This window comes from Flavisolibacter ginsengiterrae DSM 18136, assembly GCF_059568575.1.
The window spans coordinates 59,948-83,300 of record NZ_JCANTR010000010.1 but is presented as its reverse complement, the minus strand read 5'-3'; the positions used below and the strand labels follow the sequence as shown (position 1 = coordinate 83,300).

The 23,353-nt window shown below is 43.7% G+C and carries 21 protein-coding genes; 11 read left to right on the top strand and 10 right to left on the bottom strand.

The features are described 5' to 3' along the window. Positions 1 to 71 precede the first annotated feature (71 nt). Positions 72 to 1,919 carry an amidophosphoribosyltransferase gene (locus BP74_RS11925; RefSeq protein ID WP_496374374.1) on the top strand — a complete coding sequence of 616 codons (1,848 nt, stop codon included), beginning with the start codon at positions 72 to 74 and terminating at the stop codon, positions 1,917 to 1,919. Positions 1,920 to 2,211: 292 nt separating this feature from the next. Continuing rightward, on the top strand, positions 2,212 to 2,709 hold the full coding sequence (locus BP74_RS11920; protein WP_496374372.1) for a SixA phosphatase family protein: 498 nt from the start codon (positions 2,212 to 2,214) through the stop codon (positions 2,707 to 2,709). 72 nt (positions 2,710 to 2,781) lie between these two features. Here BP74_RS11920 and BP74_RS11915 read toward each other — a convergent pair whose 3' ends face one another. The 3 genes from BP74_RS11915 to BP74_RS11905 form a co-directional block, all read right to left on the bottom strand. Beyond that, the gene (locus BP74_RS11915; RefSeq protein WP_496374370.1) at positions 2,782 to 6,810 is read right to left on the bottom strand and encodes a T9SS type B sorting domain-containing protein; all 4,029 of its coding nucleotides are present in this window, start codon (positions 6,808 to 6,810) and stop codon (positions 2,782 to 2,784) included. A gap of 235 nt (positions 6,811 to 7,045) precedes the next feature. Beyond that, positions 7,046 to 7,975, bottom strand: a complete 930-nt coding sequence (locus tag BP74_RS11910; protein WP_496374368.1) for a DMT family transporter — start codon at positions 7,973 to 7,975, stop codon at positions 7,046 to 7,048. Beyond that, complete coding sequence (locus tag BP74_RS11905; protein WP_496374366.1) at positions 7,972 to 9,120, bottom strand: glycosyltransferase; 1,149 nt, start codon at positions 9,118 to 9,120, stop codon at positions 7,972 to 7,974. Before BP74_RS11905 ends, BP74_RS11910 begins: the two co-directional genes overlap by 4 nt. A gap of 221 nt (positions 9,121 to 9,341) precedes the next feature. On the opposite strand from BP74_RS11905, the gene BP74_RS11900 reads away from it, so the two are divergent. Next, entirely contained in the window at positions 9,342 to 9,584 is a 243-nt protein-coding gene (locus BP74_RS11900) for a hypothetical protein (protein WP_496374364.1), read from the top strand. A gap of 80 nt (positions 9,585 to 9,664) precedes the next feature. Here the strand turns inward: BP74_RS11900 and BP74_RS11895 are convergent, their stop codons facing one another. Continuing rightward, positions 9,665 to 10,921: a pyridoxal phosphate-dependent aminotransferase gene (locus BP74_RS11895; RefSeq protein WP_496374362.1), complete on the bottom strand. Its 1,257-nt coding sequence runs from the start codon at positions 10,919 to 10,921 to the stop codon at positions 9,665 to 9,667. Between the two features lie 205 nt (positions 10,922 to 11,126). Here BP74_RS11895 and BP74_RS11890 point away from each other — a divergent pair, with 205 nt between their 5' ends. After that, positions 11,127 to 12,083 carry a 1-acyl-sn-glycerol-3-phosphate acyltransferase gene (locus tag BP74_RS11890; protein WP_496374360.1) on the top strand — a complete coding sequence of 319 codons (957 nt, stop codon included), beginning with the start codon at positions 11,127 to 11,129 and terminating at the stop codon, positions 12,081 to 12,083. 121 nt (positions 12,084 to 12,204) lie between these two features. Beyond that, a complete protein-coding gene (locus BP74_RS11885) occupies positions 12,205 to 13,107 on the top strand; it encodes a prohibitin family protein (RefSeq protein WP_496374358.1) in 903 nt (300 codons plus the stop codon). Between the two features lie 313 nt (positions 13,108 to 13,420). On the opposite strand, the gene tsf is transcribed toward BP74_RS11885, so the two are convergent. The 4 genes from tsf to rplM all read right to left on the bottom strand — a co-directional run bounded on the left by tsf (position 13,421) and on the right by rplM (position 16,243). Continuing rightward, positions 13,421 to 14,260 carry a translation elongation factor Ts gene (gene tsf / locus BP74_RS11880; protein WP_496374356.1) on the bottom strand — a complete coding sequence of 280 codons (840 nt, stop codon included), beginning with the start codon at positions 14,258 to 14,260 and terminating at the stop codon, positions 13,421 to 13,423. Between the two features lie 131 nt (positions 14,261 to 14,391). Next, positions 14,392 to 15,348, bottom strand: a complete 957-nt coding sequence (gene rpsB, locus BP74_RS11875; protein ID WP_496374354.1) for a 30S ribosomal protein S2 — start codon at positions 15,346 to 15,348, stop codon at positions 14,392 to 14,394. A gap of 30 nt (positions 15,349 to 15,378) precedes the next feature. Further along, complete coding sequence (gene rpsI / locus BP74_RS11870; RefSeq protein ID WP_496374352.1) at positions 15,379 to 15,768, bottom strand: 30S ribosomal protein S9; 390 nt, start codon at positions 15,766 to 15,768, stop codon at positions 15,379 to 15,381. Between the two features lie 31 nt (positions 15,769 to 15,799). Next, a complete protein-coding gene (gene rplM, locus BP74_RS11865; RefSeq protein ID WP_072835310.1) occupies positions 15,800 to 16,243 on the bottom strand; it encodes a 50S ribosomal protein L13 in 444 nt (147 codons plus the stop codon). A 300-nt stretch (positions 16,244 to 16,543) separates the two neighbouring features. On the opposite strand from rplM, the gene BP74_RS11860 reads away from it, so the two are divergent. Further along, positions 16,544 to 16,954, top strand: a complete 411-nt coding sequence (locus tag BP74_RS11860) for a DsrE family protein (protein WP_496374350.1) — start codon at positions 16,544 to 16,546, stop codon at positions 16,952 to 16,954. Between the two features lie 83 nt (positions 16,955 to 17,037). Continuing rightward, complete coding sequence (locus BP74_RS11855) at positions 17,038 to 18,282, top strand: zinc dependent phospholipase C family protein (protein ID WP_496374348.1); 1,245 nt, start codon at positions 17,038 to 17,040, stop codon at positions 18,280 to 18,282. 218 nt (positions 18,283 to 18,500) lie between these two features. Here BP74_RS11855 and BP74_RS11850 read toward each other — a convergent pair whose 3' ends face one another. Beyond that, the gene (locus BP74_RS11850; RefSeq protein WP_496374346.1) at positions 18,501 to 19,091 is read right to left on the bottom strand and encodes a hypothetical protein; all 591 of its coding nucleotides are present in this window, start codon (positions 19,089 to 19,091) and stop codon (positions 18,501 to 18,503) included. Between the two features lie 138 nt (positions 19,092 to 19,229). Between BP74_RS11850 and BP74_RS11845 the strand changes: the two genes are divergently transcribed. The 4 genes from BP74_RS11845 (at position 19,230) to BP74_RS11830 (ending at position 22,247) form a co-directional block, all read left to right on the top strand. Then, positions 19,230 to 19,715, top strand: coding sequence for an ankyrin repeat domain-containing protein (locus BP74_RS11845; RefSeq protein WP_496374344.1), 486 nt, complete (start codon positions 19,230 to 19,232; stop codon positions 19,713 to 19,715). Positions 19,716 to 19,836: 121 nt separating this feature from the next. Then, a complete protein-coding gene (locus tag BP74_RS11840; RefSeq protein ID WP_496374342.1) occupies positions 19,837 to 20,520 on the top strand; it encodes a DUF4197 domain-containing protein in 684 nt (227 codons plus the stop codon). 172 nt (positions 20,521 to 20,692) lie between these two features. Continuing rightward, positions 20,693 to 21,199, top strand: a complete 507-nt coding sequence (locus BP74_RS11835) for a glycine zipper domain-containing protein (protein WP_496374340.1) — start codon at positions 20,693 to 20,695, stop codon at positions 21,197 to 21,199. Between the two features lie 328 nt (positions 21,200 to 21,527). Next, positions 21,528 to 22,247 (top strand): hypothetical protein, encoded by a 720-nt coding sequence (locus BP74_RS11830; protein ID WP_496374338.1) that lies wholly within the window; start codon positions 21,528 to 21,530, stop codon positions 22,245 to 22,247. An 84-nt stretch (positions 22,248 to 22,331) separates the two neighbouring features. Here BP74_RS11830 and BP74_RS11825 read toward each other — a convergent pair whose 3' ends face one another. After that, on the bottom strand, positions 22,332 to 23,255 hold the full coding sequence (locus BP74_RS11825) for a DUF4339 domain-containing protein (RefSeq protein WP_496374336.1): 924 nt from the start codon (positions 23,253 to 23,255) through the stop codon (positions 22,332 to 22,334). Positions 23,256 to 23,353: the final 98 nt, after the last annotated feature.

Here is a 23,353-nt window from a genome sequence, read left to right as displayed (position 1 = left end):
AATCTGGTCCCCTTTACTGTAAGTCTAACCTGTGCTTAACAGAAAAACAGACTACATTTGCGCTTCTTCCAATGAGCGACGCAATAAAACACGAATGCGGTCTTGCCTTTATTCGTTTACGCAAGCCCTTCTCCTATTACCAGCAATCCTATGGCTCCGTATTGTGGGGTCTGAATAAACTCTACCTTTTAATGGAAAAGCAGCACAACCGGGGCCAGGATGGCGCGGGTGTGGCGGCTGTGAAATTGAATGTAGAACCTGGCTATCCATTCCTTTCCCGGATCAGGAGTGCTGAAACAGGTTCCATAGCAGATATATTCAAGCAGATAGGTGAAGAATTCAATGAGCTCCAGAAGTTTAACCCGGAGATTGGAAATTACCCGGGGTTAATGAAAGGGCACCTGTCCTTTTTGGGTGAGCTTTTGTTGGGTCACCTGCGCTATGGTACACAGGGCAGGAATAATGTGCAGTTCTGCCATCCTTTTATCAAAAGACATACTATTCCGGCACGTAACCTTGCATTGGCAGGCAATTTCAACCTGGTGAATACAGACGAATTGTTTGAGCTGGTGAACATGGATCCAGGTGAGTTTCAAAAGCAAAGCGACCTGGCGGCCATGATGGAAGTGATCTATCATTTCATAGTGAAGGCAGATGAAGCCAACCAGCAGGAACTGGATATTGTAAGCGTGTTAAAGAAGGCCGTGCCTTTGTTTGATGGCGGTTTTCATGTAGGAGGCGCTACAGGCAATGGAATAGGCTTTGTTTTCAGGGATGCGCATGGTATACGACCATCGTATTATTATATCAATGATGAAGTGGTAGTGGCGGCTTCTGAAAGAGCAGCTATACGCACTGCATTTAATGTGGGTGAGAATGAAGTACAGGAATTGTTACCTGGAAAAGCGCTGATCGTATTGGAGAATGGTGAAGTGAAGATCGAGCAGATCATTGAACCTAAAGAAAGAAAAGCCTGCAGCTTTGAGCGCATTTATTTTTCCCGCGGCAGTGATGAAAAAATATACAGGGAGCGTCAGCGCCTGGGTTATAACCTGAGCAAGCAGGTGCTGGAATCAGTGGAGTTTGACCTGAAGAACACGATATTTTCTTTTATTCCCAATACAGCCGAAGTGGCCTTTTATGGATTGAGTAAGGGTTGCGAAGACTATCTCAATAAGATCAAGGTGGAGCGTATCTCATCCTGGGGCAATAATGTAGATCCCGAGAAGCTGCATGAAATGATCAACCGTAAGGTGCGCATGGAGAAGATAGCCATCAAGGATGTGAAGATGCGAACCTTTATCACCGAAGATGTGAACCGCAACGAAATGGTGCAGCACGTATATGATATTACCTACGGCACTGTAAGAAAAGGTGTTGACACATTGGTGGTAATTGATGATTCTATTGTCAGGGGTACAACCCTTCGGGAAAGTATCATCCGTATGCTGGCCCGCCTCGAGCCCAAACGTATTATTGTTGTTTCATCTTCCCCGCAGATACGTTATCCCGATTGTTATGGCATTGACATGAGCAAGCTCGGAGATTTTATAGCTTTTAATGCCGCTATTCATTTGCTGAAGGAAAGAGGGAAGGAAGATATCTTAAAAGAACTTTACGACCAGTGCAAGGAAATGGTACGCAACAATCAATTGCACACTGTAAACGTGGTCAAACAGATCTATAAATCCTTCACCAACGAGGAGATCACAAAAAAGATCGCTGAGCTGATCACACCGCAAGGTCTCCAGATCCCTGTGGATGTTATCTATCAAACCATTGAATCGTTGCACGAAGCCTGTCCTAATAATTTAGGTGACTGGTACTTTACAGGCAACTATCCTACACCAGGAGGAAACAGGGTGGTGAATACTGCTTTCATTAATTATATGGAAGGAAAGAATGCAAGAGGATACTAAGTAGATGTACCTCTCAGTGGCTTGTGTTTGCAATAGAACCAGGACTTTGTATTATGCATATTTCTTGACGAGGCTATATTTCAGTTATGCTTCCTTTTTATTGATAAAGGTTGATTCATTGTCAGCCTGTAAAAAGGAAGGTCAAATAAACAATGATGCTATTGTTGTTTCCGTGATAAAAAGACTGCAAATATTGACAACGTAAAGCACTCATTCCCGTTATTTATCACGGGGTAAATTTTAAAATAGCGACCTTCTAATTCGTTTGCCCATAATATTTTAATTTCATTATATGAAAACCCTTCTCCTTATACGCCATGCCAAAAGCAGCTGGGATGCTCCCGGCCTTAGTGACGCAGACCGCCCATTGAATGACAGGGGCAAAAAGGATGCACCTGAAATGGCAAAGAGACTAAAGAAAAGAGGCTTGTCGATCGATCAGTTTATTTCCAGTACGGCTAAACGCGCCCGTAAAACTGCGAAATACTTTGCAGAGGAATTCGATGTAAAGAAAGACAACATAAAGGAAATGGAAGACCTGTATATGGCTACTACACCCGGCTTCATAAAAACCATTGAGGATACCAGGAACAAGCACGATGTTATAGCCCTTTTTTCTCATAACCCTGGTATCACGGAGTTTGCCAACGCTTTGACCGATACACGTATTGATGATATGCCCACCTGCAGTGTATTTGCCGTGCAGGCAAATGTGGCTGACTGGAAAGAGTTTATGAATGCAGAAAAAAAGTTCCTGTTCTTTGATTATCCTGGTAACCAGCCAGCGTAGAACATTACAATTTTGAAAGGATTACCAGTTCGATACTGCAGGTGGTATCTTAACAAAAAGAATATAGCATACTTATCTCACCAATGTGACAGTACCCTTTCTTGTTACCGGCCCACAAGGAGTGACCGCATTGATCAAATAAACAAATGTGGCCGTGGGCAGGGGAGATCCCTTATACTTTCCATCCCAACATACTAAAGGATCATTGGTTTGGAATACCAGCTGGCCCCACCTGTTATAAATGGTAAACTGTAGCTGGCTGACAGCACCCCAATGCCTTATGCCAAAGCAATCATTTTTTCCATCTCCGTCAGGCGTAAAGGCATTGGGTACCAGGAAGGCATTATCAGGATTTCCCGTTCCAACAAATACGGTAATAGAATCTGTCCCAATGCAACCATTAGCCTTGGTGATCTGCACCTGGTATGTGGTAGTGGCTGTAGGGCTGGCAACGGGGTTGTGTACCTGTAGATCATTTAAACCATCCGGGGGTGACCATAGATAACCAGTGCCGCCCGAGGCCCTTAATTGGGCAGTAGGTTGCAGGCAACTGATATCATTAGACTTCTGAACAGAAGTAGACTGGTTATCCCGGGACAAATTAATAATGCGCACCAGGCTATCACAGCCCTTAGCAGAACGGATAGTGTCACTATAGGTACCTGGGTTAACTACCTGAGCCCCCCAGGGAAGCTGGTAAGGAAAGCCGGAACAGGCAACAAGATTAAATGTATTTGTTTGAACAGAAGCGACAGAGATGTTGGTAAGGTGAATAAGGCTGTCGCAGCCGGATTTGGAACGAACCGTATCGCGGTAGAATCCAGTAACTGTTGTTATTTGTCCATTAGGTAACAGGTAGGCCTGCCCGTTGCAAATACTGGTATCGGTTTGGATTACCAGCGGCTGTTTCTGGTTCAGTGTTACTTCCTGCACCAGGCTATCGCAGCCTGTAATATAATGTAGCGTATCCCTGTAAATCCCTGGTGTGGTTACCGTGAGCCCCCATGGCAAGGAATAGGAAGCGCCTGCACAAAAACTGGCAGTCCTGCTTGTAACCACCTTAGTAAGTACATTAACCTGCACCGAATGGATACTACTGTCGCACCCATTGCCATAATGGAGTGTATCAGCATAGCTGCCTGCTGCCTGTACCAGCACACCCCATGGCAGTATATATCCAGCGCCATTGCATATGCTCACTGTATCATACTTATATTTTGTAGCTGAAAGTTGCAGCATCACTGTCCTCACCAGGCTATCGCATCCCCGGGCTCCCTTGATGGTATCACTGTAATTACCCGGAGCTATTACGGTTACGCCCCAGGGCAGCGTGTAGGAATTGCCGGCACAAATGAATGCAGGGATAGTATCCTTTTTAGTAATAAGCACGGTAAGATTCGTAACATGTATAATGCTGTCACAGCCCCCGGAAGCACGTATGGTATCCCTGTATATTCCCGCTACCCCTGTTGTGGATCCATTTGGTAATAAGAACATTTGCCCCTGGCATATAGAGGTATCGGTATATTGAAAGTTGGGTGCAACAAGGGAAAGGTTGATCTCCCTTACCAGGCTGTCGCAGCCTGCTAACGACTGAAGCGTATCCCTGTATATGCCCGGGCTGGTGGCTACCTGGCCCCATGGCAGGGTATAACTACCCGAACAGCTGCTATAATTTTTCTGATCGATAACAAGCGTTTTTACAGTAATGGTGAAACGCCTCAACAGGCTGTCGCAGCCATTAACAGACCGTAATGTATCTAAATACATTCCAGGTGTATTGACCGCTTGTCCCCATGGCAATGTAAAAGCACTGCCCGGGCATAAGGATACCATGCTGTCTTTTACCTGGTAATTGCTGGATGAGAGAAATACTGTTCTTAACAGGCTATCACAGCCGGAAAGATAACGTAGCGTATCTCTATAGGTTCCAGCGCTGTCTGTGACCTGTCCCCATGGTAATGTATATACCTGTCCCTGGCAGAAATTCAGATTCAGTGTATCTGCACTGCTGCGCAATACACGAACCCTGATGGTTTGTTGCAGGCTGTCACAACCTGAAGCTCCCGTAATCGTATGTGTGTACACACTATCTCTATCGGCCAGGTCACCCCATGGTAGTGTATAGCTTCCTCCCTCGCAAAGAATGATGGAAGTATCACTGATTGAGGGAAATTGCAATAGCAGGTCCACCTGCCTGATCAAACTATCGCATCCATTGGCGGCTTTGATGGTGTCTTTATATTGTCCAGGGCTGCTCACCACTGTTCCCCATGGAAGCGTGTAGTTGCCACCAGAACAGATATAGGCGATTTGTATTGGAGAAATTATGGGTTGGTTGACTAATAAGGTGACCACCCGCACCAGGCTATCACAGGGAATCAGGCCTGCATAACGAATAGTATCACTGTAGATGCCGCTGGTACCGGCCGGCACACCCCAGGGAAGGGTGTAGGGGTTGCCTCCACAAAGGCTGACGGTATCTTTAAGTATCATTACAGGTTTCAGTTTCAGATTTAGTATGGTGACAATACTGTCGCACCCATTTACGCGGCGGATGGTATCGTTATAAAGGCCGGAACTGGTGACCATCCCTCCCCAGGGAAGATTATAAACGCTGCCGCAGGCACTGTCCTGGATGAACCTGATCTCACTATTGTTGGTAAAAGAAAGGTCAATGACCTGCACCAGGCTGTCACAACCAGTTGTCTTTTTCACGGTATCGCTGTAGCGACCTGGCAGCGTAACTGTTTGACCCCAGGGAAGGGTGTAGGCTGTCCCGGGACAGGCCGTTACTGCATTGCTGATCACCGTTACAGTGGGCCACTGCAGGCGCACCGTATGGTACAAACTGTCGCAGCCCGAGGTATAATACAAGGTTTTGGAATACACCCCTGGTGCATTTACCACCTGCCCCCAGGGCAGGCTGTAATTTTGAATGGGGCATTGAATAATGGTGGTATCAATTATGGTGCGGGCAGTATCAAACCGAACGGTTACATTCCTGATCAAACTATCGCATCCCCCCACTGTGCGCAAGGTATCTGCATACAGGCCATCAGCTGTAGCCAGTCCACCCCATGGAAGTGTAAGGCTGTTGCCTGTGCATACTGCCTGTAAACTGTTTTGAACAATCACTGCATCCGTGCTTACTATTACCTGCACGGGAGCATAAAAATCCTGGTAAAAAAATAGTTCAGCGGAATACACCCTGTTAGGACGCAGGCTGTTGCAGGCAAAAACCCTTTCGGCTGCGCCGTTGGCATCCGTTACCAGCGAATCGCACAACACTACGATATTGCCAGCAGCATAGCGCAGGTCTCCGTCAAAAAGGCGAAGGCCCATCTTCTGTCCCGCAGGCAGTGAGGGCACATTGACCGTAAAGAGCAGGGAAGAAAAGACATCGGGCGTAGTGAACACCTGCCAGGAACTTTTGGCATATTGGGCAGCGTTAGAAAGAGATCCGCATACCTCGAAAGGACTTTCCAGCGACTGGCAGTCAACAGGATACAATACAGAAGAAGCAATAGGGCTTGCCAGTCCCAGGTCGGCAGCATCGGGGGCTGCATCGTAGGCAGCACCTGTAGCAGCAGCCTGCAACCGGAGGAATACCGGCCCATTGGCGCTGCTTTTGCCCACCACTTGCACGAGGTAGGTGCCGGGTCCTACGCAGCCGGCTGATACGCTGCCAAAACCAGTTAAAGGAAAAAGTTGGGTGCTGAGATCAACCGGAACGGGAAGGCAGTTGGATGTTTTATATACAGCCAGGCCTACATCTCCCTGGTTAATGGCCGATCCGGGCTGGAGCAATGATAGTGTTATATACCGGGGTGTGGGCAGCGTGAAACGGTACCAGGCCGATTGCTGGTTTTGCCCGGCCGCATTGTTTGCAGGCGCTAAGCTTTCTCCGGGCTGCATGCTTAAGCCAGAAAAGTTTGTGGTGGCGGAACTGATTGTACCGTATCCATAGCCTGCATTGGGCAGGAGAATGGGAAGGGCACCGGAACAATTATCATTCTGTGCATGGGAAGTGGTCCATAACATGGCCAGGAGCATCGCTACCAGGATGCGCATAGAGGCATAGAGGCGGTTGGTGGCCATAGCGGTTAGCATAGTGCTGTAGTCGCAGTGTTAGCAGTATTCATGGGGAAGGGTTAAGGGATGGAGCCTTGCATTCAGGCAATGATTCCAATCAGGGTGGAAAATACTGCTAAAAAAAGAAATTTACTATAGAAAGCGAGGAATATCGGAAATGAAAAAAGAGAGTACAATATAACCCGGTAAAGTAGCAAGGAAAAAGTTTTAAACTTTGACACTCCGCTTGTTGTGAAAGCTATTATGAGAAATTTTTGGCTTGTAAGGATACATCCTTTTGAAGTTGGTAAGATTTCCTAAAGCTCACCAGGTATACACCGCTGAAGATCAATAGGGCAGCCACTGCTTTTTGCCAGGTAAATGATTCATCCAAAAACAACACAGCTATCAATACAGTGAATACAGGTTGAGTATAGATATATGTGCCAGTGATACCAGCACCAATATGTTGTATGCCATAGGCATTGAAATAATACGCGAAGAAAGTTCCGGGGATGGCAATGACCAATATAGCCAGGTAATGCTGCCAGTGCATCACCTGCCAGTCGATCTGCGCCACCTGGTTCCATCCAAAAGGTAACATCATGAAAAATCCAAGCGTGAAGATCCAGCGGATCACATGCAAGGGACTGTAGGTTTCCATCAATGGCTTTACAAGGATAAAATAGATGGCATAGGCAATGGCATTGAGTACAATCAGCAGGTCGCCTAAAAGATAGTCAGAACCCTGCTGTCCTGCTTCCTTTTGCATAATGATCAATACAGAGCCGCCGATGCCTAAGGCCAATCCAAGTGCTTTAAAAAACGTAAAGCGCTCTTTAAGTACCCATAAAGCAAATACGGTCACCAGTAAGGGAGTGACCAGTGTTAACAGGGAGGCATGAATAGTGGAGGTTAGTGTAAGTCCTTTGATAAACAGCATCTGGTTGATGGCCACACCGGCCAGGGCGCACCAGAAGAAACGCATCCAGTCTTTACGTCTTATCCGTGCCGATGAACTGCCTACCATCCACACGCCCCAGAACAACAAAAGGCTGATCCCAACCCTGAACAGGTTGACCGCAAAGGGCCCAACCAACGATGGCGAAACCATCTTCACCAGGCTGTAATTGGCTGCAAAGAATAGATTGGTAAGCAACACTCCTATATGGGCTTTGGTAACAGTTTTCATATTGCTGAAGGGGAACCGGGTTTAGGTGTTTTTTCTATTTGTGTTTTGTGTTGACTCAGTCTACTTAGGAAATCAATTACTACCTCGTTTAATTTGCTGTTTTGTGGTGACTTCACATAAGGAAAGCTGTTGGCCAGGTCCAGTGCGGCAGCTAAGCGAAACCTATGCTGTGGAATGCAAAGCGCCAGGTTATGTTGCATAAGGTGTTCAGCCAGGTATTCCTGTTCCGCCTGTCCCGGCGTGGGCACAAGGATGCTTTTCTTTTGCATGGACACCAGGTCCATAATAGTGCTGTATCCACAACGGCTGATCACAAAGGAAGATGACTGGATATAGTGCTCCAGTTCACGGGCCGTAAGATGATTAAATGCCTGTACAAATGAAGGAACTACCGGGAGATCGACAGTTCCGGGCAGTCCTCTAACCAGCACCACTGGTTTTTTATAAGCTTTTAATTGCGGCAGGATACTTTCTTCCCAAAGAGTTCGTTGGGGCTCAGGGCCGGATAGGATCACCAGCAGTTGTTTTTCTTCTGACTTAACTAAAGCTGTAAATCTCGATAGTGGGCCCATATATTTCACCGGCACCGAGGGGAAAATGGTAGGATGGGAAAGATCTCCCGCCAAAGTAAAATCACTTTCATGGTCAGGCACCCAGCAAGCTCCGAAATGGTTGATCTGTTGGTAATTAAGCTGTTGAATCAAACGATCTATGATAAAACCCATTCCTGTTTTTATCCTTAACTGGTGGGTTATAAATATAGAAGGAACAGAAGAATGGTAAAGCCCATATCGATTGTCTGATATAACCGCATCAATGGAGTGCTCTGAAACTGCCTTACTTAGCCATTCATGTTCTTTTTTGATCGCAGTTAAGATGTGTGGTACCTGTGTTGCAATCTTCAGGGGTAAAAGCCAGCCTTTCTTAGAATATTGAATACCATAGCCTTCAAGTTCCAGGAATTGCAGCTCCGGGAATTCCTGCTGCAAAAGTTCCCTGGTCCTGTCTTTCGCGGCAATGATAACAGTACAATTACGATGGCGTAGTAGCCGTATGATGGGAATAACCCTTGTAGCATGCCCGAGGCCCCAATCCAATGGTGCCACCAGTATCCTGGGTTTCGAAGCTGTTATTCCCCCGCTCATGTTATTTTTTCTACTTTTGATCTAATCCTATACTAAAAGGCGTGTAAAATAGTTTAATTTAGAAACGAATCTACCTCTTATGAAAAGACTTATTTATATGGCATTGTTCTTGACCGCAATTTCCATAGCTGGCTGTAGCAAAAATTATTATTCCGGGAATGGCAGTAAAAGCACTAAAGGATGTGGCTGTCCTGGATCAAAGGGTTTTTAAAAGCTGATTAATGAAAAATTACAACCGCGATTTGCTTTTACTATACAAAACCGAGGTCTATAACGAAGACCTTTTACAGCATGAGGTGGAATGCCTGCACAGGATTCTTGTTGGTGTAGAGTGTAATGATGTGTTTTGTAAAGCACATGAGCTGGTCACAAGGTCAAAGATCACGGATAAGGCTAAATTGATCGTGAAGGCGATCAGCCAGACCACACTGAAGCCTTTTTATTTTCTTGTCAATAAAAACTAAGAATAGATACCTAATTAATAATAAGAAAAGCGGTTCCACTGGGAGCCGCTTTTTTTATTATTGCATTCATTCAGCGCTGTCTAACGTAATTGCTTAAGCGCAGCCCCAAGCTTTTGTAACATTTCGTCTATCTCTTCTTTTTTGCAGGTACCCACACTCAGCCTGTACCAGGGAGATGTTTTGGCTGCTCCAAAAGCATAGAAGGGAACCACGGCTAAACTGGCTTCCTGCAACAGGTAGGAAGTGACATCAGCCTGGGTTTTTAATTCTTCTCCATTTGCAGTTTTCTTACCTACAAGATCTATTTTGATGGTAAGATAAATAGCTGCCTCAGGGGCTACTGCCTCCACGCTATAGCCTTGCTCTTTCAACTGTACAAAACCTTCATAGATGCGGCGTAATCTTTCTTCCAGTTCACTTTTGAAGTGTACCAGGTAAGCATCAATCGCTGGCTTATTAGCTAAAAAGCGTGTCAATGCTTTTTGCTCGGCCATAGGCGCCCATGCACCTACATGGGAAAGAATGGCCTTCATCTTATTGAGTATGGCAGCAGGTCCGAGGCTCCATCCTACACGTACACCTGTAGAAGCAAATGCTTTGCTGATGGCATCTATATAAATGGTGTAGGGACGCATTGCAGGATTCAATGTTACCGGGTCATAATGCTGGATGCCGTTGTAGGTAAGCTGCCAGTACATCTGGTCAAACATCACATAGAGCTTTTTCTCTGTATCAGTCCTCCTGTTATTTTCTTCTACCACCATGGCACAAATACGTTCCAGTTCCTCTTTCCGGAATGTGGTACCGGTAGGGTTTTGAGGGGAGCACAATGCAATGAAAACAGCATCACTGATATGAGGTCTCAGATCATCAGCTGTTGGCATAAAATTGTTCTCTGCCTTTGCTTCCACCACCACATGTTTGCCTTCTACAAAATGAACATAATGGTTATTATTCCACGACGGCACTGCATAGATCACTTTGTCTCCCTTATCACAAATTGCCCGGAATAGAGCATAGATCAATGGTCGTCCGCCCGATGCGATCAGTATTTCATCTGTGTTGTATTCCAGGCCCTGGTAATCTTTGGCAAACCGGCTTACAGCTTCCCTCAATTCCAGGCTTCCTTCGCCGGGAGGATAATTCGTAAATCTTTGGCGGTAGGCTTCCACGATCTCATCTTCCAGTTCTTTAGGAATGGGAAAGATCTGGGGGTTGAAATCACCAACGGTGAAATTGTAAATATGTTCGCCCTTGCGTATGCGGTCACGTATTTCTCCACCCAATTTTACTATTTCAGAACCGATCAGAGTTTCCGAGAGATGAGACAGTTTCATTAGCCTTTCAATTTTCGCAAAAGTAAAGCGATTGCAGTAGATAGGTGCAGATAATAAAAAGGGATAGCATTCCTATAGGAATTATCAAAGTTCCATTTGTACAAACAGGTTCTTTGCTGTCTTCAAATTATAATTACTTGTAAGCTTTGTCGCTAACCCATACAGTAATACCTGACCGTTTCATTTTTTAACCTATTTTCCATCCGTGTTTTACCAGCTGACTAAAATATATGCAAGACTGGCTTTAAAGGTTTACTGCAGGAAGGTGATCATCAACAAACCGGAACTCCTGAAAAGCAGGGGTCCTATATTATTGGCAGCGAACCATCCCAATTCTTTCCTTGACGGAATCATCCTTACAACATTATTTGATCAACCAGTGCATTCGCTGGCGCGGGGGGATGCCTTTAAAAATAAATGGATCAACCGTTTTTTACGTAGCATACAATTATTGCCTGTATACCGTACCAGTGAAGGAACGGAGAACCTGTCTCATAATTATACCACCTTTGCTGCCTGCCAGGAAACGTTCAAGGAAAAAGGTATCGTACTTATTTTTAGTGAAGGCAGGTGTGAAAATGAATGGCATTTGAGGCCTTTGAAAAAAGGGACAGCAAGGCTGGCTACAACTGCCTGGGAAAATAGCATTCCATTGCAGGTGCTGCCAGTTGGCCTGAACTATAGCTCCTTTAAAAGATTTGGCAAAGAGGTGCATATATATTTTGGTGAGCCCATTACCCGGGAGGATATTGATCCTGCTGCTGCCATTGGTAAAAAGTTGGTAGACTTCAATGCGCTGCTTCAAAACCAGTTGCAACAACTGGTTTATGAACTAAATGAAAACGATAAAGAAAAACTATATGATGTTTTCCCGGGCAGGGTAGGTGTTTTCAAATACTTATTGGTGTTACCTGCCATAGCAGGTTGGATACTGCATGCCCCTTTGTTTTACTTATGCAAAGGCTACACGCAATTGTATTTTAAAAAAAGCGGGCATTATGATTCAGTTCTTACTTCTTTATTACTGCTTTTTTATCCTATTTATTTTTTGATTGTAGCGTGTCTGTTTTTCATATGGCAACCTGTCTATGGATGGTTGGCTATTTTGCTTCTCCCTGTTACGGCTTGGGCTCTGGTGCAGCTTAAAGATTACATGGAGTGACGGTTCGTTTGAAGATCTCCTTCAAAAATAAATACATCCGGTATGTAATAAATCATATCCAAAAAGTATAATCAGCTAATAAAGAGTCAGAGTTTGTTACATTTATGCAAACTAACCTGCCATGATATTGATCGTACTTGGAGTCATTGTTTTGATTCTTGCTTTTTCCATCCGTACCGTACCTAATGTTTCAGCTTATTCAAGGACTGGTATTCTCATCGCCCTGCTATTGATTGGCCTGGGAGTGGTGTTTAGCAGTTTTGTGCAGATCGATGCAGGCCAGGTTGGTGTGAAAAAATTATTTGGGAAAGTGCAGCCAACCGTATTGAATAGTGGATTAAACATGGTCAATCCATTATATGAAATTGAAAAAATGGATATCCGTACGCAGAATTATACCATGAGCGGTATCAATGATGAAGGACATAAATCAGGTGACGATGCTATTAAGGTGTTGACAGCAGATGGATTGGAGGTAACCATTGACCTTACTGTTTTGTACAGGGTTGTTCCTACGGATGCACCTAAACTGGTACGTGAAACCGGGGTGGATTATGAAGATAAAATTGTACGCCCCATTGCACGTACCCGCATCAGGGATAACGCTGTTTATTATGAAGCCATAGCCTTATTCTCTACCAAAAGGGATGAATTTCAAAATCGCATCTTCAAGCAGATAGAAAATGATTTCAAGTTGAGGGGCTTGTTACTGGAAAATTTACTTGTTCGGAACATTACACTACCTACAGCCGTGAAAGGCACCATAGAACAAAAGATACAGGCAGAACAGGAGGCCCAGAAAATGCAGTTTGTATTACAAAAGGAAAGGCAGGAGGCTGACAGGAAAAGGGTGGAGGCACAGGGTATAGCTGATTACCAGCGCATCATCAGTGAAAGCCTTACTGATAAGCAGTTGCAATACGAACAAATAAAAGCGACTATGGAACTGGCCAAATCACAAAACGCCAAGATCATCATGATGGGTGGGAAAACCGCACCTGTAATACTGGATGCAAAACAATAAATTCATTTTAATTATTACATTTTATTTGGTAGATTTATTATTCCTCTGAATAAATCTACACTTGCATCTGTTTCCCCGTGAACATTCGAAAAATCTGATAATACTTATTCGACAAGACCTATTCGTTTATTGCTGTACACCTGTAATTACTACATTTTTCCTGTCCGTTTATTTTAACTCCCGTTGTGGTTACCCACAGGTGCAGCATTAAAACTTACCATATTGCCCGGTAGCCGGGAATACTCTCACATAAGCAGAACAAAAAAAGAGCCGTTAAGGCTCTTTTTTATATTGATATGATCTTGTTCAGTAATTACCCAACAGCAACACGTTTGAACTCAGTAACTTTTACATCTGGTCCAACACTCTTCAAATAATCACCTACTGATTTAGAATTATCTTTTACAAATGCCTGGGCGGTCAATGTACTTTCTTTAAAGAATGCATTGAGCTTGCCTTCAGCGATCTTAGAGATCATTTCATCAGGCTTTCCGGCCATTTTAGGATCCTGTTTCATTTGTTCAACAACAATGCTTCTTTCACGCTCAACCACATCGGCAGGAACTGAATCAGCATCAACAGCAACAGGGTTCATAGCAGCGATCTGCATAGCTATATCCTTTCCGGCTTCACCTACTTCCTTATTGAAGCCAACCAATACACCCATGCGGTAAGCGCCGTGGATATAAGATGCTACATAAGGAGCTTCTACTCTTTCAAATCGGGCGATGCCGATCTTTTCACCAATAGAAGCCAGTTTATCGTTGATAAGGTCTGAAACCTTTGAACCATTAACGGTCACTTCATTCAATTCTTCAGCGCTTTTTACATTGTTGGCAACAGCAGCATCAGCAATGCTCTGAGCAAATGCAACGAAATCAGCGTTCTTGGAAACGAAATCCGTTTCGCAGGAGATGGTAACAATGAAACCAGTTTTGTTATCAGCAGTAGTCCTGGCAATAACAACACCTTCTTTTGCTTCACGGTCACTGCGTTTGGCGGCAACCTTCTGACCTTGCTTACGCAACCAGTCGATAGCTGCTTCGAAGTCACCATTAGTTTCTGTTAATGCTTTGCGGCAATCCATCATGCCTGCACCAGTAGCCTGGCGAAGCTTGTTTATATCCTGGGCTGTAATTGTTACAGTAGACATAGAAAATCAATTTGAAATTGGGAAATGAGCAAAGTGCCAATATTCGTTATACCGGCACTTTGCCTTTGTTCATTTATATCCTTGAGTTAAAGGGGGTAGGTTTACCCATCATCAACTACTTTAAAGAACTATTATCTTCTTCCACCACCTGGTCCGCGGCTACCGCCACCAGGGCCACCTGGAGTACGACGGCGTTGACCACCACCAGCTCCTCCGGCTCCACCGCCAGGACCACGGCCACCAGCACCAGGACCACGTCCGGCACCAGCACCTTGTCCGCCACGGCTGCCACGTCCACGACCGCCTTCAGCTTGCGCTTCAGCTTCTAAACGTGCTGCTCTTTTTTCATTTTCAGCATCTGTTGCTGAATCATCACCTTCATCATCTTTAGCGGCCTGGCGCTCGGCAAGACCTTCTGCAATAGCTGCAGTGATGTAGTTGGTAATGATAGCTATAGATTTTGTTGCATCATCATTGGCAGGGATAGAGAAATCTACCTTGTTCGGATCGCAGTTGGTATCCACCACACCAAATGTAGTGATGCCAAGGCGTTTTGCTTCAGCCAGGGCGATGTGCTCATGGCCAATATCAACAATGAATAGAGCTGCTGGTACGCGACCCAATTGGGCGATACCACCTAAAACTTTCTCCATTTTGTCCTTATCGCGGCTTAATGTTAAACGCTCTTTCTTAGTGATAGAGTCAAATGAACCATCACCCAGCATTTTTTCGATGCTTTGCATCTTCTTCACGCTCTTACGAACGGTGTTGAAGTTGGTAAGCATACCACCCAGCCAACGCTCGGTAACATATGGCATGTTCACACGCTGAGCGCATTCTGTAACGATATCCTTTGCCTGCTTTTTGGTACCAACGAAAAGAACCTTCTTTCCGCTGCGGGCAATTTGCTTCAGGGCAGCAGCAGTTTCCTGCAGGCCTTCCACTGTTTTATTAAGATCAATGATATGAATACCTTTCTTCTCAGCGAAGATGTAAGGCAACATCTTAGGATTCCACTTCTTCTTCAGGTGACCGAAATGTACACCTGCTTCAAGGAGTTGTTGCTGTAACGAAGTGTTTTGTTCCATTTTATTTGAATAAGAATTTGAATAATAAGATTAACGTTTAGAGAACTGGTAGCTTCTACGGGCTTTCTTCTTACCGAACTTCTTACGTTCAACAGAACGTGGGTCACGTTTCAGCAAGCCGGCTGCCTTTAATGCAGGGCGAAACTCAGGGTTCAATTCTACCAGCACACGGGCGATACCCAGCATGGCAGCTTCCGCCTGTCCTTTCACACCACCACCTGCAGCATTGATCTTAATATCAAATTTGTCTGCAGCTTCAACAGTCTGAAGAGGCCTGATAACCTGGTTTTGCAGGTATACCAGTTTAAAATATTGTTTAAAATCCTTATCGTTTACAGTGATAGTACCCGTGCCACGAGAGACGAATACTCTGGTAACAGCTTCTTTACGGCGACCAACACTATTTTTTTGCTTTTCCATTTATTAGTAATTAGGAATTAGTAATTGGGAGTTAGAACTTCAGTTCTTTAGGTTGTTGTGCAGTGTGAGGATGTTGATCTCCGGCATACACAAATAATTTCTTATACATCTGGCGACCTAAGCGGTTCTTAGGTAACATGCCTTTTACAGCTCTTTCGATGATCACTTCAGGCCTGCGCTTTAAAAGATCCTTGGCGATCTCTTCTCTACGGCCACCTGGGTAACCTGTATAGCGGTCATACACCTTTTCGTCCATCTTGTTTCCTGTAAGTTTCACTTTGTCAACATTGGTAACGATAATAAAATCGCCACAGTCAACGTGAGGGGTGTAATATGCCTTGTTCTTGCCACGTAATATTGCAGCAATACGAGAGCACATACGCCCCACGGTTTGATTGGTACCGTCCACAACATACCAGTTACGTTGTACGGTAGCCGCATTCGCATGTTTGGTTGTAAAATGTAATTTGCTCATGATTTGTTTTTTGTGCCGGGCCATCCCCCGGGCGCTTTTAAAAATTGAGGCGCAAAAGTAGCACTGAAAGCTGATACCATCCAAGGAATTCAGCGTGTATTTTTAAAGACACCTTTGTAACTCATTGATAAACAATAAATATTTTGACTCGTTTTGAAAGTCATTAACAATTTGCACCTTAAAATCCATCATTTAGCCCTATAAAATCTTAATACCGGCCCTGCTTTTTCCAGCTTCAGGTAGCTGAGCGGGAATGTTTCGGGGCAGAAATCGTAACTTTTCTATTAAATCTCACAGGTTATGAAAAGGATCATGCTTCTTATCAGCCTGTTATGCTTTTCTGCTCTTTTACAGGCTCAGAAAGACTATAATGTGGTATTTGATCTCACCAGCCGCGATTCTGTAGATCATAAAAATATCATCAGGTGGCTTAACGAAATCACCACTTCTGAACCCAATGCCAACCTGGAAGTGGTGCTGTATGGAAAGTCACTGGACATGGTCACCAAGGATAAGTCCGTGGTTTCCAATGCTGTACAGCAATTAGCCGCTAAGCCTAATGTGGCTTTTAAGGTTTGTGCCATCGCCATGAAGAACAATAATGTAGATAAAAGCCAGTTGATACAGGGCGTACAGGTGGTGCCTGATGGCATCTACGAGATCATTGGTAAACAGAAGCAGGGTTGGGGTTATATAAAGGCCAGTCATTAAAATGCCAGGATCTTTAATGGTACAAAAACCCTCCTGATAAAACATCGAAGGGTCTGGTATCTCCTTTGCAACTAATAAATGGAATGAAGTTGTTCAAGAGATACTTTTTTTTAGCTTTCCTGATCCTGCCCTTTCATGGAAATGCTTACTCTGTGCTTACCCATGAGGCCATTGTTGATGCATTATGGGATAAGACCATTACTCCACTTTTAAAAGAAAAATATCCACATGCTACCCCAAAACAACTTTTAGACGCAAAAGCCTATGCCTATGGAGGAGCTGTAGCACCAGATATGGGTTACTATCCTTTTGGCAGCAGTTTGTTTACCAACCTGGTGCATTATGTAAGAAGCGGAGATTTTGTCCAGGCATTGCTTGATGAACAAAAAAGCCTGAATGACTATGCCTTTGCCCTGGGCGTGCTTTGCCATTATACGGCGGATACCTATGGACATCCGCTGGGTACCAACCGCACCGTACCTATCGTGTATCCTAAGGTGGGTCAAAAATTCGGCAATGTTGTGACCTATGCAGAAGATAAAACTTCTCATTTAAGGATGGAGTTTGGCTTTGATGTATTGCAAACAGCCCGTGGAAGTTATGCCACCAAGCAATACCATGATTTTATTGGCTTTGCGCTCGCTGATACTTTGATGGAGAATGCTTTTTTTAAGACCTATGGATTGGATATGAAGAACCTGTTTACGAGCTTCAGTCTTGCATCCAATACATTCAGGTGGGCAGTGAAAAATCTCTTTCCCGGTATTACCAAAGCTGCCTGGAATATGAAAAAGAATGAGATCCGTAAAACCCAGCCCAAGGCCCGTAGCCGGGATTTTATTTACAAAATGAAGAGCAGGGATTTTAACAAGGAGTTCGGAGAGAAAAGGCAAAAACCCGGTTTCTTCTCCTCTGTACTGTCATTTGTTATGAAGATTCTTCCCAAGGTTGGCCCATTAAAAGCCCTGAAATTTAAAACCCCGGGACCTGAAGCTGAAAAGCTATTTATCCTAAGCTTTGATTCCGTGGTTTATCACTACCAGCAAAATGTGGCCTCTGGTGATCCGGATCATATTCATTGGGCCAATAAGGATTTTGATACCGGTAAAAAAACAGTTGCCGGTGAATATCCATTATGTGATCAAGCCTACATGGAACTGGTAATGAAATTAAAGGATCATGATTTCAGGAATATCTCTTCTTCTCTCAGAAAGAATATTCTTCAATTCTATGAAAATGACAGCGAAATCAATAAAATGGACCCTGCCAAAAGAGATGACCTGTTAAATGCTCTGAAAGCACTCAAAAACCTTACAGCTTACCGTTAATCATTGTGCATAATTATGTGTCCAAAGAGTGCGAAACCAAATTTGGAAACAGCTGTGTTCAAATAGTAATTTAGATACAGAATCGAGAACGGCAGATTTCCTTCAAAAAGATTCCTGTCATGATCAGTTCGAAAGCATCGGGTTAGTAAGTAGTATATACTTCGGTATATATAATATGCCAACTTGGTGCTTTTCTTTTTTTTACACCCTGCCATTCCTTACTTCCAGATACTAAAACTGAGCTTGAATTTTTTCTTCTGAATCAATATTCTCCAGTCAATAAATAATATAACAAACAGGAAGGCAATTCCCCCGATACTACCGATTAAAGCCTTTGTGGAATAAAAACCTTTTAGAATGTTATCAATATTTACTGCTGCATACTTGCCCGCAAAGACCATAATGGAATCGCTGATAAATTTACCGGCCAGGAATGCGGGGATGATCCGGATGGGATGGATTTTTGCCAGGCCTGCCACCGTAAACAAGGGTGAAGAAGGCACAGGAATTAAAGTATAAAAAAGAACAAAGGCCTGTGTTCTCCATTTATTTCCAGATAGCTTACCTCCTAGATATTGAAGATCCATTTCTTTCTGGGCATTTAAAACCTTCGAACTCAGGTAAGGAATATATAGCGCAAACAGGTACCGGCCAATGGCAGATCCAATAACTCCCAAAACCAACACCAGCCATATATTCAGATCATACTTTAAATAAAAAAAGACCATTACTGTCCACGCCGGGGGGCCTATGAAAGGTATCAGGTCTACCAGCAGGGAAAAGAGAAAAACAAAAAAATACACAAGCATTATTATATGGTATAGACAGTTTAAGGTAGTACTACTCAACACAAAAAGTTATGATCCTGGTATAAAAAACCATGCTTTTGATCATGCCCCAAATAAGCTGCGGACTACCCTGTACAAACATTCAGTACATTTATTACCATGAATGATTCAGCCATTTTCGAAGCCTGCCGGAAAGGAGACCTGCAAGAAGTTCAGAGATTATATGATGCAGATAAAAATGTAGTGCATGCCCAGGATTTTAAAGGTTACACCCCGCTGATCCTGGCGGTTTATAATCAAAACAAGGATGTTGTGGAATTTCTTTTGGAAAATGGTGCTGATCCAAATGCCATGGATGCTGCGGGAAACACTGCCCTCATGGGGGTGGCTTTCAAGGGCTATACAGAACTTGCGGAAATACTGATACAATCCGGAGCTGACGTGAACATTCGTAACGGTAATGGAGCTCCGGCTTTGACCTTTGCTGCCACCTTTGGTCATACTGGTATTGCATCTTTATTACTGGCAAATGGTGCTGATATCAACCTGCCGGATAGCCGGGGTAAAACACCGTATGATCATGCCCGTATACAGGAAAATGAAGAAATGATGGAACTCATAGATCAATATGCCAACAGGCATTAATTGCCTCCCTTCACTGTCTTTTTAGTCCTCCTGCACTATTTTAACAAATTGCGGCAAAACTTATGCATGGTTTGGTAGTCTCTGATAAAGCCAAATTTTACAGGACATTTAAAACTTAACTATGAAAAAGTTATTTATTCCGTTTTTGTTCGCTTTTCTGCTACCCGTTTCTTTTTCGTGCAGCAGCACGCGCTTTGGAGGTTATAACCTTACGGAAGCAGATGCTGCAGCCGCTATTCGTCAAATGCTTTCTTTAGGTGCCAATCAAAGTAATCTTTCAGGGGCCTTTAGTAAAGAAGCAGTTATGGCTACTTTATTTCCAGAGTCCATGCGCAAAACCCTGAATACATTAAATCAATTAGGTTTAACGGGTGAAATTGACCGGTTCACTACCACCCTCGGTACAGCCGCTGAAAAAACAGCCACAGCTTCTGTCCCTATTTTTATTGGTGGAATCAATAACATGAAGTTCACAGACGCCATGAGGATCATTAAAAATGGTGGAACATCAGCAACAGATTACTTACGGTCTTCGGTAGGTGATAGCTTAAGAAGAGCCATAACGCCAGCTATGAAAACTGCATTGAATGAATATAAGCTCAATGAACAGTGGGAAAAGATCATTAAACCTGCCCAGGTACTGGTAGGCAACAAGCTAAATCTTGACCTGGCCAACCTTATGGCTGGAATGGTAAGTGAAAAAATGTTCCAGCAACTGGAATTAAAAGAAAAAGAAGTGAGAAGTACAGCTTCTGCCAGGACAACCACTTTATTGCAAAAGGTCTTTTCCAGGAACTGGCAATAAGATGAAATACATTGATTATTAACAAGTTAATATATTATCTCTTTTATCAAAACAAAACTTTGCCAATGTTTAAAAGGACAATTATCCTATTAACATTTGCTCATCATGAATGGCACGGTGTTGGCAAAAAGAGTAGCATATGAATAAACATTTACCATCAAAAATGACAATTATGAAAAAAATATTATTTGCAATCTTAGCCTTATCCATAACGTCCACCCTTTTGGTAGCTTGTAACAGCAACCCAAAGGTGAACAATGAAGATGTAGCTCGTAAAGTGGCGGACTCTTTAAGATTTGCTGCTGATACAGCAGGTTTGTCACAGTTCCAGGCATGGAAAGCTCAAAATGAGTTACCTAATGTGCAACAGGAAGGACAGGCCCAACAATATGCTGCTGTACCTGCCGCTGCATCAACAAGAACATCAAGATCAACTTCAAGGAGTCGTTCCTATAGTGGTGGTTCTATGAGTTCTTCTTCATCCAATACCGCAAGGGCTAAAAAAGGATGGAGTAAGGCTGCTAAAGGTGCCGTTATTGGTGGCGTTGCCGGGGGTGCTGCTGGTGCAATTATCAACAAGCGTAACCGTGTAGTAGGTGGTGTAGTTGGCGGTATTTTAGGTGCAGGTGTTGGTTATGGTATCGGTCGTGGTATGGATAAAAAAGACGGTCGTTATTAGGCAAAACATATAATCGTAAAAAGCGGCTTGCACAAGCCGCTTTTTTTATGGCTTTTAGTGATTGAAATATATTGCTGACATGATCAGAACAAATAATAATTGCATGAAGATGTGGAAAAGCAATACAATTTGGGTATAGTTTTTCCATACGATATGTGCTATAGGGTTATCATTATTCTTCATGCTTTTTTTTGTAAACTATTTTTGCGGGAACATAAAATCAAACTAACTTAGAATGCACTAAGTTTTAAACGCATCCCTTCTAAACTTCTCAGTCCGTCTCTTTTCCGGGTCATTTCATTAACATTTAACCATAAAAGCTACGCTCATGAGAAAGTTTCTAACAGGCTTATTAGCCCTTCCATTCATTGCATTCGCCCAGGAAAAATCAGTCGTTTCTGTCAACCGGGTATTTCCAAAACAGGATAAAGTTCAATTGTTCGAAAAAGCATTAGGAGCACATGCCCAAAAATACCATAAGGGTGATTTTGCCTGGCGTGTCTATTCCATTGAATCAGGCCCCGATGCGGGAGGCTATCATATCACCGAAGGACCCAGTTCCTGGGATGCTATTGACAAAAGAGGGGACCTGGGTGCAGAACACACTGCCGACTGGGATAGGAATATTGCGCCCCTGTTAACAGAGCGGGGTTCTATCAGTTATTCTGTTTACCGTCCTGAGCTCAGCTCTGTGGAACTGACAGCATACAGTGATAAGATTGCTATTACGCATGTATATCCAAAACCAGGCTACTCCGGGGACCTGGAAGAAACCATTAAGAAACTTAAAAAAGTATGGGATGCCAGTGGACAAACTATTGCAGTGTACGAGAGCAGTTCTTCGGGTGAACCACAAATGGCATTGGTGACAAGGTATAAGCAGGGTTTGAAAGAAAGAGAGCGCAATTTCAGGGCTCCAATGAAAGACCGCTACGAGACCAGCAATGGTGCCGGGTCATGGGAAACCTACACCCAGTTTTTACGTAATTCAATCGATCATTCCTGGTCAGAATTATTGTTCCTAAAACCAGCCCTGAGTTCTAAATAATGCCACTTCGGCTTGCATATATTTTTAAGGTGATTGACATCAAAAGTGTCAATCACTTTTTTTATTGCGAATATTTAATTCGATTTATTGATTGGATGAAGAATCAGGAGTTGGATTGGCAGGTTGTTCCTGGTTCTTTTTCTTTTTTTTGAAAAGACCCTTTAGCACTTGTCCAAATGTTTTCTTTTTTTCTTCAGGAGCCTGCACCACTGTATCTTTTTTTGCCTGTTCCGCAGGATTGGGTTCGGGTTCTGCCAGCACTGGTGGCGACACTTCTGTAATTGCCACCGTATTGGTTACAGTATCTTTTACAGGCATTTTCTTAGCAGTGTCTTTAGGCTTAAGTGGTTTCGTCGTAATAGCTACAGCGTGTTTGGCTGTAGCTAACAGGCTATCCTGAGCCATAGTGGTTGAATCAATTGGAGGCAGCGCTGTTACCTGTGGTTTCATAACAGGTTTTACCGGGAATGACTTGGCTGCATGCGTATCCGCATTGACCGACCTTGTAACAATGGAATTACCTGTATGTTTTTTACCTAAAATAAATCGCTGTCCGCCAAAAAAACCTGCTGCCACTACCAGGGTGACCATAGCTGCTGAAAGCCATTCAAAGGCATGTGTTTCTTTCTTCCTGTGATCTATGAATTCGATCTCATCTTCCTTAAGTGCTGGTATGCTGTAATTTCCTGAAGGTTTTTGCTGGCGGGTTTGACTGCTGTAATATTTTGGTGTGAACGATAATATCTTTTGCCTGATCTCCTCAGCCCTTAATTCTATATCATCATTATTTGAGCTTCCGGTTATCTGGTAATGCACGGATGGCAGGGTATACGGAGCGCCACCAAAAAAAGGTCTTAGTTCAGGGATCTCAGATGGATAGGACCATGCCTGGCTCCATCCTTCCACCCAAATGAGGTCTGTTGGCCGTAAATGTTGTTGCAATAATTCTTCAACTGTGAAGGGACCTCTTTCGTGGTTATTGCGAAGCAACAGGTATACTTTTTTCATAACTCACCTATTTGTCGTTCACAGGAAGATCTCAGAATAGATCATAGGTAGTGGAAAAGGAGAAAACCGGAGGTTTATACATAAAAAACAAAGCTAAT

Excerpts from the sequence above, each read along its gene's own strand:
- BP74_RS11925 (WP_496374374.1), top strand. The coding sequence starts at position 72 with ATGAGCGACGCAATAAAACACGAATGCGGTCTTGCCTTTATTCGTTTA.
- BP74_RS11920 (WP_496374372.1), top strand. The coding sequence starts at position 2,212 with ATGAAAACCCTTCTCCTTATACGCCATGCCAAAAGCAGCTGGGATGCT.
- BP74_RS11915 (WP_496374370.1), bottom strand. The coding sequence starts at position 6,810 with ATGGCCACCAACCGCCTCTATGCCTCTATGCGCATCCTGGTAGCGATG.
- BP74_RS11910 (WP_496374368.1), bottom strand. The coding sequence starts at position 7,975 with ATGAAAACTGTTACCAAAGCCCATATAGGAGTGTTGCTTACCAATCTA.
- BP74_RS11905 (WP_496374366.1), bottom strand. The coding sequence starts at position 9,120 with ATGAGCGGGGGAATAACAGCTTCGAAACCCAGGATACTGGTGGCACCA.
- BP74_RS11900 (WP_496374364.1), top strand. The coding sequence starts at position 9,342 with ATGAAAAATTACAACCGCGATTTGCTTTTACTATACAAAACCGAGGTC.
- BP74_RS11895 (WP_496374362.1), bottom strand. The coding sequence starts at position 10,921 with ATGAAACTGTCTCATCTCTCGGAAACTCTGATCGGTTCTGAAATAGTA.
- BP74_RS11885 (WP_496374358.1), top strand. The coding sequence starts at position 12,205 with ATGATATTGATCGTACTTGGAGTCATTGTTTTGATTCTTGCTTTTTCC.
- tsf (WP_496374356.1), bottom strand. The coding sequence starts at position 14,260 with ATGTCTACTGTAACAATTACAGCCCAGGATATAAACAAGCTTCGCCAG.
- rpsB (WP_496374354.1), bottom strand. The coding sequence starts at position 15,348 with ATGGAACAAAACACTTCGTTACAGCAACAACTCCTTGAAGCAGGTGTA.
- rpsI (WP_496374352.1), bottom strand. The coding sequence starts at position 15,768 with ATGGAAAAGCAAAAAAATAGTGTTGGTCGCCGTAAAGAAGCTGTTACC.
- rplM (WP_072835310.1), bottom strand. The coding sequence starts at position 16,243 with ATGAGCAAATTACATTTTACAACCAAACATGCGAATGCGGCTACCGTA.
- BP74_RS11860 (WP_496374350.1), top strand. The coding sequence starts at position 16,544 with ATGAAAAGGATCATGCTTCTTATCAGCCTGTTATGCTTTTCTGCTCTT.
- BP74_RS11855 (WP_496374348.1), top strand. The coding sequence starts at position 17,038 with ATGAAGTTGTTCAAGAGATACTTTTTTTTAGCTTTCCTGATCCTGCCC.
- BP74_RS11850 (WP_496374346.1), bottom strand. The coding sequence starts at position 19,091 with ATGCTTGTGTATTTTTTTGTTTTTCTCTTTTCCCTGCTGGTAGACCTG.
- BP74_RS11845 (WP_496374344.1), top strand. The coding sequence starts at position 19,230 with ATGAATGATTCAGCCATTTTCGAAGCCTGCCGGAAAGGAGACCTGCAA.
- BP74_RS11840 (WP_496374342.1), top strand. The coding sequence starts at position 19,837 with ATGAAAAAGTTATTTATTCCGTTTTTGTTCGCTTTTCTGCTACCCGTT.
- BP74_RS11835 (WP_496374340.1), top strand. The coding sequence starts at position 20,693 with ATGAAAAAAATATTATTTGCAATCTTAGCCTTATCCATAACGTCCACC.
- BP74_RS11830 (WP_496374338.1), top strand. The coding sequence starts at position 21,528 with ATGAGAAAGTTTCTAACAGGCTTATTAGCCCTTCCATTCATTGCATTC.
- BP74_RS11825 (WP_496374336.1), bottom strand. The coding sequence starts at position 23,255 with ATGAAAAAAGTATACCTGTTGCTTCGCAATAACCACGAAAGAGGTCCC.